Origin of the sequence: Sporolactobacillus mangiferae, assembly GCF_023336505.1 — a bacterium.
In the GTDB taxonomy this organism is placed as follows: domain Bacteria; phylum Bacillota; class Bacilli; order Bacillales; family Sporolactobacillaceae; genus Sporolactobacillus; species Sporolactobacillus mangiferae.
Genome location: NZ_JAMAST010000031.1, coordinates 1 through 9,984, shown reverse-complemented (window position 1 = coordinate 9,984; position 9,984 = coordinate 1). Strand labels below are relative to the sequence as shown.

Genomic DNA, 9,984 nt, shown 5'->3' with positions numbered 1-9,984 from the left:
GTTTACTCCCTTAATTATAGAGTAGTAAAGAACTTTATTGTCACAAAAAATGAAGGAATATGCTGAGTGAAGATCATCAGTAAACAACTAATTTTTAATATCATATCATTTTCCAACGGAAGAATGCGGGTTTGAGACGTTCTGAGTAAAGAACTTTATTGTCATTGATCACAGTTTTCTGGAGGTGTGTTTTATTATGCTTTGAATGAGAAAGGTGTATATTTGTACCGTCGAAAAAAGTTCTTTACTTGGGAATAAAGATGTTGAGTGAGGATTGTGAGTAAACAACTTTATTTGTATTTATCAGAATTTTGTGGGGTATGTTTTCTTGTGCCTTAAGTAAGAAAAATGTATGTTCTCTTTTAAGCGATGTGACAAATTAACTTAGGAGGTAAAAAGTGAGTGGTGTGAGATTAATTTGGAGCATGCAAATAAGCTGAGAGCAAGTATGGGAAAAAGATCCGTTTTAATAGAAATAATGGTTAACCAGATAACGGTTAACCAATTGAAATCATGGATTATTGGTGACGATATTTTCTTCCTTATGGTATCTGGCAGCAATTAATGATTGATGGATTTCACAAGTCCAGACCTAGTTAGTTGATTCGTATTTTCTTAATAAAAATAAAGTAATATTGGTTACGTATTGCCTGCTTTGCTGGTTAATGGGTTGGATCTGTTGAGATTTGCCACGTTATGCCGAATTTGTCTTTTATTTGCCCGTATAATGGGCTCCATGATGTTTCTTGGAGTGGCATGATAATTGTTCCGCCATCCTTTAATTGATCGAAAACTTTTTTTGATTGATCGCCGGTATCGAGAAGGATGGCGATGGTTACTTGATCGCCAAGCTGATAAGGTTGACCGGGAAAATTATCGGAGAGCATGAGCACCGAATCACCGATTTTCAGCATCGCATGCATCACTAGATTTTTAGCCTCTTCGGGAAGAGTAAAGCCGGGCTCTGGAGGCATTTCACCGAAGGTTTGGACACCAACGATTTCTGCATCAAGCGCCTCTTGATAAAATTTAACTGCTTCCTGCCCATTTCCGTTTGTAACCAAATAGGGATGAACCCGTATACTCATTGAACGCACCCTCTTTTTATCAATGTAATGGCTTAATAATCAAGATACCCGTAAATGCGGAAAATTAACCAAAAACGAATGAGGCATGTCAAGTTGTCAAATGAATTCGTGTTGCATGATGCTACTGTACTGTTGAAGCGAGCCAGCAACGCCCTGATTTTCGCCAAATAATCGTGCATAAAAAAGACTTCGCTCCCAAATATCATATCTGGGAACCAAGTCTTAATTAGTTTGCAACTTCTAATTTTTTCATCCAGGCAACGGATAAGGCGCTAATGATTCCAGAAAACAAGACATAGAGTGTGAGTAAAAGTGGTGAGCCGCCACCCACTTGAAGAAGAGTGGTGGCAATGATCGGTGTAATGCCGCTGGCAAATATTCCGGAGAATTGATAGACAAAGGATACCCCTGTGTAGCGGACTTTCGGATCAAAAAGCTCTGAGAACAGGGCCGCTTCCGGACCGTAAATAATCGGATACAAAATACCAAACGCGACAATCAGCGTAAGAATGATGACGATCATTCTTCCATCGGATTGTCCGAACAGCCAAAAAGCCGGGATAGCGGAAACTCCGACAAACAGGCTGCCCCATAAGTAGGTGCGGATGCGGCCAAAGCGATCCGAAATATGTCCGAACAACGGGATAAAAAAGCACATAACCAGCGCAGCCAATGATACGCTAAGTGTCGCTGCCGAACCAGAGATTCTGACATGATTGGTGAGATAATCAATTGAGAAGACACCCATGACATTGAAAAAGACTCCGTCAATGTAACGAGCTCCCATGCCGGCAATGATTCTTTTTGAATTTCCATCGCGCCACATTTCCTTAAAAGGGAGAGTGGTCTCTAGATTATTGTCTTTCACTTTCTGAAATTCCGGCGTTTCTTTAACTGAGATACGCATCCAAAGCCCGGTAATCACCAGCACAACACTTAGACCGAAAGCGATTCGCCAGCCCCAGGCAAGAAACTGTGTTTTTGTGAGCAGACTGTTTAGAATACCGATGACACCGGACGCGAGCAGCAAGCCCATGGCCAGCCCGATTTGCGGCAGACTTGCGTAAAGGCCGCGTTTATGCTCTGGTGCGTATTCGTAAGTCATGAGGACAGCGCCACCCCACTCACCGCCAAGACCGACACCTTGAACAACGCGAAGCAGGAGCAACGTGACAGGTGCCCATATACCCATTTGAGCATAGGTCGGCAAAAGAGCGATCAGGCATGTGCTGACGCCCATAATCATAACGGTCATAATGAGCATTTTTTTTTCGACCAAGTTTGTCCCCGAAGTGTCCAAAGATGACCCCGCCGATTGGTCGCGCAAAAAAACCGACGGCGAAGGTTACGTAGGCAAGTAACGTGGATAAAAACAAGTTGTCACTTGGAAAGTACAGGTGATTAAGCACCATACTTGCCACAACGCCATACAAGAAAAAGTCGTACCATTCAATCGTCGCTCCGATAATGCTGGATGCGACGACAGGCAATAATTTTGGTTGATTCAATGAACAGACCTCCTGATTTTCTTTTTTCCTGTGCCACCTCTAGTCATGATTTCCTGAAAGTGAAAGGATAGCATGTGCTGAAAACGCGCGTCAAAGGATTTGACTTGGAGGTGAGCAGGTGAAAGAAAGAACAGTGAGGCTGTCCGGATAAAATGTTATGAATCACTATTACTATTTATTTAAATTCATCTCAGACATCAATCACTGTCTGTGCACACCAAGGCAAAACGTATTCTCAGATGTGGTGGTAATATCTTATTTTCGTTGATCGTTAAGGGGGTTGCCATGGAACGGCGACTTGTCCTTACCCGATCTTTCTGAAAGAAGAAAATACCTGTGTCAGGGTCATCGAACTTTTCACGGTCCATCCTTGCTGGGTAAAAAAATAGTTGTGCGGTAAGGCATAACGCCCCCCAAGAAAATGAGAAAGTTACAACAAATTAAGCCGAAAATGTATCAAAACCCCACAGATATGATGTACAATAGTTCAGTCAATCCGTGGCACATTGACTTATAGAAAAGATTGTGCCGGCATTGTGATTTCTAAACCATAAGCTTTTCATAAGTATTTAATAAGTTAAAATTCCGACATTGCCTGCCTGATTTCGGTAAGATAAAAGTATCAAATCGAAAGGGCTTTTGTATTCTAAAAAGGGTCTGTTGCTGCAATGACAAAATTGCGAGGGTGCTGATTATGGCACTGCCCTGAACGATACAGTCTGAAAACATGATGATTTACTACCTGAATTTTGAAAGGAGCAAACAGTATGGATAAGTTAAAAATCGCTATTCTATTTGGAGGCTGTTCCGAAGAACATTCTGTCTCCGTTAAATCTGCACAGGAAGTTGCAAAAAATCTTGATCTCGAAAAATATGAACCGTTCTATATCGGGATTACAAAAGAGGGTGTCTGGAAGCTTTGCAGTCACCCTGACGTGTATTGGGAAAACAGCGATTGCCGTTCGGCCATACTGTCGCCGGACAGAAGTGTACACGGATTGCTTGTTCTGGAGCAGGGACAGTACAAAACGATTCGTTTGGATGTGGTGCTTCCTGTTCTGCATGGCAAGCTTGGCGAGGATGGTGCGATGCAAGGTTTATTAGAGCTTTCCGGCATTCCTTATGCAGGCTGCGATGTTCAGAGTTCCGCTCTGTGCATGGACAAAGCACTTGCTTATATCGTGGCCAGAAACGCCGGGATTGCTACGCCGGATTTCTGGACGGTTATAGGGAATGAAACGATTGATGCTGACCGGCTGACTTATCCCGTTTTTGTAAAACCAGCGCGCTCGGGTTCATCTTTCGGCATCAGTAAGGTACATCGAAAAGAAGAATTGCTGAGTGCGGTGGAAACCGCAAAACAGTACGACTCGAAGGTGCTGATTGAAGAAGCCGTCGCTGGCAGTGAAGTGGGCTGCGCGCTGCTGGGGAACGATATGGACTTGATTGCTGGTGAGGTCGATCAGATTTGTCTGTCCCACGGTTTTTTCAGAATCCATCAGGAAAATAATCCTGAAAACGGCTCCGAGAATGCCACAGTAACTGTTCCCGCCGATCTCTCGGCAGAGACGCGCCTGCGCATTCAGGAGACAGCAAAAGCCATATATCGCGCCCTGGGATGCAGAGGACTTTCGCGGGTGGATATGTTCCTGAAGGAAGATGGGAAAGTGGTCCTGAACGAGGTGAATACTTTGCCTGGTATGACCGCGTACAGCCGTTATCCGAGAATGATGGCTGCTTCAGGATTAACGCTTGCCGAAGTGGTCGACCGGATCGTGTCGCTGACGTTGAAGGGTCAAAAACGATGAACCATGATTTTGTTTTTTTGGATGAATGGGTATCCGGTATACGCTGGGATGCTAAATATGCCACGTGGGATAATTTTACCGGCAAACCGGTGGACGGATATAAGGTCAATCGCATTGTCGGTACAAGGGCTTTGTGCCATGCTCTGGAAAAAGCGCGAGACAAAGCGGCATCCCTTGGTTTCGGCCTGCTTCTTTGGGATGGCTATCGTCCACAACGGGCGGTGGACTGTTTTCTGCGCTGGACGAAACAGCCGGAAGACGGCCGGACGAAACGGAAACACTATCCGAATATTGACAAAACCGAAATCGTTGCGGAAGGCTATGTGGCCGCAAAGTCGGCCCACAGTCGAGGCAGCGCGATTGATTTAACACTTTATGATCTGACTGCCGATATGCTGCTCCCCATGGGCGGCAGCTTTGATTTGATGGATTCCGTCTCACATCATGGTGCAGAAGGAATCACGCAGGCTGAAGCGAGAAACCGTCAATCGCTTTGCTTAATCATGGAGGCGTGCGGTTTTCATTCATATGATCGTGAGTGGTGGCATTACGTATTGCAACACGAGCCGTATCCAGACACCTATTTTGATTTTCCTGTCCTGTAGATCAATCCACCTTTTTTCGAGTGCTCAATTATAAAGGACAAGCGATCTGACTTAAGCAGACCGCTCGTCCTTTTCCTGTTTTTGTGGGAGCACGACTGTAAAGACTGTCTTTTCCGTATTGCTTTGTGCGGAAATGCTGCCTTTATGCGCGCTGATGATTTCTTTGGCAATCGCCAAACCAAGCCCGGCACCGCCTGTATGGGTGGAACGAGAGGTGTCCAGCCGAAAAAAGCGTTCAAAGATCGTCTCCAGTTTTCCCCGCGGGATTGGATTCCCCTGATTCATAAAAGTGATCACAATATTTTTGCCCTGCTGCTGAGCGGAAATATCAATGACGCTGTTTTCATAACTGTAGGCGATGGCATTTTTCAGAATGTTATTGAACACGCGAGCTAGTTTATCTGCGTCTCCCCACAGAGTGAGTCCGTCAGGCACATTGACCGCCATCTGTTTTCCCCGCGGTGCCAGCATGGGATAGAATTCATCGGCCATCTGCTGGAGCATGAACCGTAAATTGATTTTTTCTTTAGTCAAAACAATCGTTTGAAGATTAAATCGGGTGATTTCAAAAAACTCATTGATCAGCTGCTCCAGCCGATAAGCTTTTTCCAGGGTGATGCCGACATATTTCACTTTCTGCTCGGGCGGCATATCAGGCGCTTCATTCAGAAGGCTTAAGTAGCCGATAACGGAGGTCAGCGGCGTCTTTATATCATGCGCCAGGTAAACGACCAGATCATTTTTGCGCTGCTCGGCGTCAAGCACGGCCTTTTTTTGTCTGTCCAGGTTGCTTTTTATCTGATTCAGCTTTTTTCCATGAAATCCAGTTCCGGCGATAATGTAATATCGTCATCTGATTCCTCAGCGAGTTTGTCGATTCCGGCACTGACTTCATCAAAATAGCGCGTAAACCAGGAAACCGAAAATCGAAAAAGGACAGCTAAAAAGATCAGGCATGCAGCAAAAAGAATCATGTCCATATTGTTGCGAATCACCAACTGATAGATTGTCAGTGCCTCTGAATCTTCAAAATGAAAAGCGCCGATTAAAAATCGAACGATACGATTGCCAATCTGTCCTTGCAAAATATGGCGTAATAGAAACACGGTCAGCACGGTGGCAGCTGTAATCAGGAGCATTTGAAAAAATACTTTTCTTTTTAACCTCGAATAATCATTTTTGTGCTTATTTTTCAATTTTATAGCCGACTCCCCATACCGTTTTGATGTATTTCGGATGTTCCGTGCTGTCGTGCATTTTTTCCCTTAAATGCCGGATATGAACCATGACGGTATTATTGCTGTTAGTGAAATACTTGTCCCCCCATACCTCATGGAACAACTGTTCTGAGCTGACCACTCGCCCGCGATTCGAGCAAAGAACCCAAAGAATCGAAAATTCCGTTGGTGTAAGTGACAGCTTTTTCTCATTCAGCGTACATTCATGGGTATTCATATCCAGGACCAGACCGGAAAAGGCAATCACGCGCTCTTCCTGATCCGGATCTGTGGTATTATATTTGGTAAATCGCCTGAGCTGAGCTTTGACACGCGCCATAAGTTCCAAAGGGTGAAACGGTTTCGTGATATAGTCGTCCGCACCCAGCGTCAGCCCGGTAATTTTGTCGATTTCTTCTTCTTTGGCGGTCAGCATGATTACCGGAAAATGATGTTTTTCCCTGATTTTCCTGCAGATTGAAAAACCGTCTATATCGGGAAGCATGACATCGAGAATGGCGAGATCCAGCTTCTCGTGTTCAATACAGTCAAGCGCGTCCCGGCCGTTATAAAATTTAAAGATAGTAAAATTTTCGTTTGTCAGATAGACGTCAACCAAATCGGCAATCGCCTGTTCATCGTCAACGATTAAAATATTGGCGGCCAAAAGTGTCCACTCCTTTTCTTTAAGTATATAGCCCCATCATTGTTATACCGCGAAGTAATAATTCATTTTACCGTTTTTTGCTTATTAAAATCTTAAGATTTCCTGAGTAAGTTCTCAATATATGTACTAGTCTCCCCATAATTGCGGCGCAACCCAGCTTTGTCTATTGTTAAATGGGGAGATGCAAAGATATTGTTCCTTTAAGGTGTGTCTGTATTGCGTATACTTATTATATTAGATGTGCTCAGGGCCGGAAGTGATTGATTCTACAAGACTGAGAAAATTAAGGTTTTGGGCTCATCTATATCTTGGTTGATCGTCAAACCGGTGTTCACTATCTGCATACGTGGAATCCGCAAGGAAGCGGGCTAACCCCGCTGTTAGATGCAAACGGCAAAGTCGTTGTAAAACCTATTGAAGACTCTGCTCAAGATGAATAAATAAATGGCCGGATCCAAATACTGGGTTCGGCCATTTATTTCGCTATCAGATGCCATAGTTCTTCTTATCTTTTTATTGACGAGTTGGAAATGCATTTCCATGCATGTTTACCAGATCCGGTCTAGTGTCATCTGTAAGTTATACCGACCGTGCAATTGGGTCAAGAACGCTGATGTCTTTACCAAACTTGCACATGGCGTCACAGTCACATTGCAGATCTGAAAATAAAAGATAAGTCATGGCGGATTTTAAGGCGTGTTCTTTAACAAACGATGGGCGCATTAATTGTGCTTTGATTTCTTTTTCACGTTTGTCTGGTGCAACAAGAAAAAGTCTGCATAGTTGATCGACAGACAGTGATAGATCATAAAGGCGAAGAATGCCTGAATAAATGGAAGTGCTCTTTTCGACTTCAAATCCACTGACAATCTGATCCTTCTGATTCAGCCACAGTACGTCTATGAGTGCGACGGTATCAAAAACACTTTTGCTTAGATTAGCGAGCGGCAGTACCGGAAGCGAGTACTCACCAAGCTTTTGACCATTATATTCACGTTTGTGGTCGTTTTGGGCGATCCACACACGATATCCTAGTGATCTCCCCAATCGTGCTAAATGGTATTGCATTTGACTGTGTGAATTTTCCTCAATTTGATCATCTAGGACCTGATGATGCCTTTTTTTCAGTGCTTTTAACCGCTTTTCGTTTTCTATGTCCAGAACCGCTTCAGCATTTTCGGTCAGAGTGAGTCGGCCAGATCCAATTTCAAACAGTAAACCGGCAAATGCGCCCAAATCTTTGGACAAGTCTGCCTGTTGATTTGCAACCAGAATATCTTCGCGCATTTCAAGGTAAGCGATCCAGGAACCGAGTTTCAGCTTCTTATGGAACAGTGCATTGAATCCACGAACGATCGCAGTGTTGAAAGGCGGAAAACAGGTGGGATGAAGAAAATAGAGGATATTGGCAACGGCGGGACCCAGGCCCTTTATTTTTAATTGATCGAGTTTCACAATTTCGTCAAAAACCTGCTTTGCATTACTGGCATGCAGACAGGCACTAAGAAATCTACCGAATGCCAGCTGGTTTTCGGGATTTTCATAGATATCGGGAATGCGCAGCTTTGGTTTCCAGAAAAACGGGTGAGCCGCACCTTCGAAAATCTGTTTCTGCTCCGATATAGCCGTAACGACGGTCTCCAAGCTTGATCCTTTGAAGTCATTGCCAAAGGTGCCTTTTTCAATTTCAGTAATGACTTTTCTAAGCCCTTTTTTGATTGTGCGAAATGCCTTGAGCCGGTCTTCGTTATTGAGAAACCAAGTATGATAGACCGATTCCGGATCTTCTATATAGGATCTGGTGAGCTTATCCAGTTTGTCACTAGCCAACCTGCTTCCCCCATTCAGCGCTATGATTCCATTATAGCTTAATAACGTCTGTGGGTGAGAAGAATTTTATGGTTTGTGAGCTATGGAAGTTCAGCAAACCAGTACCTGAACGGACATTCCAACACATGGTTGCCAATGCATTTTCCAAAAAAGTTATGTCTGAGCTTCTCGTGGCGTAAAAAATATATGATGCAGATGGTGTTCATCTGGAGTAATCTATAATTGAGCGGCTCTTGAGGTTTCACTTTAAAGTTAATCACGATTGATTCCATTTTAGACGAGGTCATCGGTTCCGATCATTCTCTATGAAAAATCAGAAGATCAAATCTTGTTTCTTTTTTGATAGGGGGTAACCTGTTAAAAACAGACCTCTGTTCAATTCTTCGTATTGAGACACCTCTATAAAAAGGGAGGGATTATTCATGAGTTATTTAATGATAAATATACCTTCTTATCCATTCTTTCTATATTCCGGAGATGCATTGTTCCGGGCGGGGGATGCCCATCGGCAAAGGAGCGCACTCCATATGTTTGATTTGCTCTTTGTCGAATATGGCTGTTTATATATGGTTGATGCCAAGAAAAAATACGAGGTAAAGGCTAATCATTACTTAATCCTAGACCCGGATAAGACACATCGGGCTTTCAAACCGTGTACAGAAGAAACTTATTTTCATTGGTTGCATTTCTCGACAAGAGAAAAATATCAATTTAACGAAAGCGAAAAGATCAACAGTATTTTTGATGACGACCAGACCGATCACCTTGTTGTTCCAAAATACAAAGGCATCAATCAAACTGATCGAGTGATGATTCCGAAATTTAGAGGCGTGACCCCTGATCGCGCAAGTCAAATAGCTAATATTATGAAAGAATTGGAAGCGTTCTCAATAAATCGCTATCAACAATCGGCGTTGATCCATAAATCACAGATTATCGGTACGAAGCTGCAACAGCAGGAGAAATTTCTTAATCTTTTATTCTTGCTTGACCTCAATCCAGGGACCAACCAAAGAAGTGTGGAAATAGATGTTATTATGAACTATTTAAGAGAAAACTATCAAAATCAATTGTCTTTAAACGATCTTGCTAAGGTTGTCAATTGGCATCCCACGTATTTGATTCGATGCTTTAAAAAGAAGTTTGGAATAACGCCGAATAAAGCATTAAATACTATTCGAATAGAACATGCAAAGAATCTCTTGATAAACACCTCATTAACGTGTGAAACGATTGCTGAGGAAACCGGATTCTCATCATT

At 43.3% G+C, this 9,984-nt stretch carries 8 protein-coding genes and 2 pseudogenes; 4 read left to right on the top strand and 6 right to left on the bottom strand.

Translation table 11 applies throughout. The annotated features are described in order from the left end of the window. Positions 1-662 precede the first annotated feature (662 nt). The 3 genes and pseudogenes from M3N64_RS13735 to M3N64_RS14125 all read right to left on the bottom strand — a co-directional run. On the bottom strand, positions 663-1,088 hold the full coding sequence (locus tag M3N64_RS13735) for a VOC family protein (RefSeq protein WP_249104137.1): 426 nt from the start codon (positions 1,086-1,088) through the stop codon (positions 663-665). Between the two features lie 226 nt (positions 1,089-1,314). Continuing rightward, the gene (locus tag M3N64_RS13730; RefSeq protein WP_283163472.1) at positions 1,315-2,367 is read right to left on the bottom strand and encodes an MFS transporter; all 1,053 of its coding nucleotides are present in this window, start codon (positions 2,365-2,367) and stop codon (positions 1,315-1,317) included. A 52-nt stretch (positions 2,368-2,419) separates the two neighbouring features. Then, positions 2,420-2,500, bottom strand: a pseudogene (locus M3N64_RS14125) (hypothetical protein); the annotation flags it as partial. Between the two features lie 863 nt (positions 2,501-3,363). Between M3N64_RS14125 and vanA the strand changes: the two are divergent. Continuing rightward, positions 3,364-4,404 carry a D-alanine--(R)-lactate ligase gene (vanA, locus tag M3N64_RS13725; RefSeq protein WP_249104132.1) on the top strand — a complete coding sequence of 347 codons (1,041 nt, stop codon included), beginning with the start codon at positions 3,364-3,366 and terminating at the stop codon, positions 4,402-4,404. Continuing rightward, positions 4,401-5,009, top strand: coding sequence for a D-Ala-D-Ala dipeptidase VanX (gene vanX / locus M3N64_RS13720; RefSeq protein WP_249104129.1), 609 nt, complete (start codon positions 4,401-4,403; stop codon positions 5,007-5,009). Before vanA ends, vanX begins: the two co-directional genes overlap by 4 nt. 51 nt (positions 5,010-5,060) lie before the next feature. Here vanX and vanS read toward each other — a convergent pair. Both vanS and vanR read right to left on the bottom strand, forming a co-directional pair. Further along, positions 5,061-6,205 (bottom strand): annotated as a pseudogene (gene vanS / locus M3N64_RS14275) (vancomycin resistance histidine kinase VanS). After that, positions 6,195-6,893, bottom strand: a complete 699-nt coding sequence (gene vanR, locus M3N64_RS13710; protein ID WP_249104126.1) for a VanR-ABDEGLN family response regulator transcription factor — start codon at positions 6,891-6,893, stop codon at positions 6,195-6,197. The pseudogene vanS and the gene vanR overlap by 11 nt, the downstream one beginning before the upstream one ends. A 308-nt stretch (positions 6,894-7,201) precedes the next feature. Between vanR and M3N64_RS14120 the strand changes: the two genes are divergently transcribed. Then, positions 7,202-7,333 (top strand): DUF6440 family protein, encoded by a 132-nt coding sequence (locus M3N64_RS14120; RefSeq protein WP_283163471.1) that lies wholly within the window; start codon positions 7,202-7,204, stop codon positions 7,331-7,333. 139 nt (positions 7,334-7,472) lie between these two features. Here the strand turns inward: M3N64_RS14120 and M3N64_RS13705 are convergent, their stop codons facing one another. Next, positions 7,473-8,723 carry a type II restriction enzyme NmeDI-related protein gene (locus M3N64_RS13705; protein ID WP_249104123.1) on the bottom strand — a complete coding sequence of 417 codons (1,251 nt, stop codon included), beginning with the start codon at positions 8,721-8,723 and terminating at the stop codon, positions 7,473-7,475. A gap of 422 nt (positions 8,724-9,145) precedes the next feature. Here M3N64_RS13705 and M3N64_RS13700 point away from each other — a divergent pair. After that, a partial coding sequence (locus M3N64_RS13700; protein WP_249104119.1) for a helix-turn-helix domain-containing protein occupies positions 9,146-9,984 on the top strand: 839 nt, incomplete at its 3' end.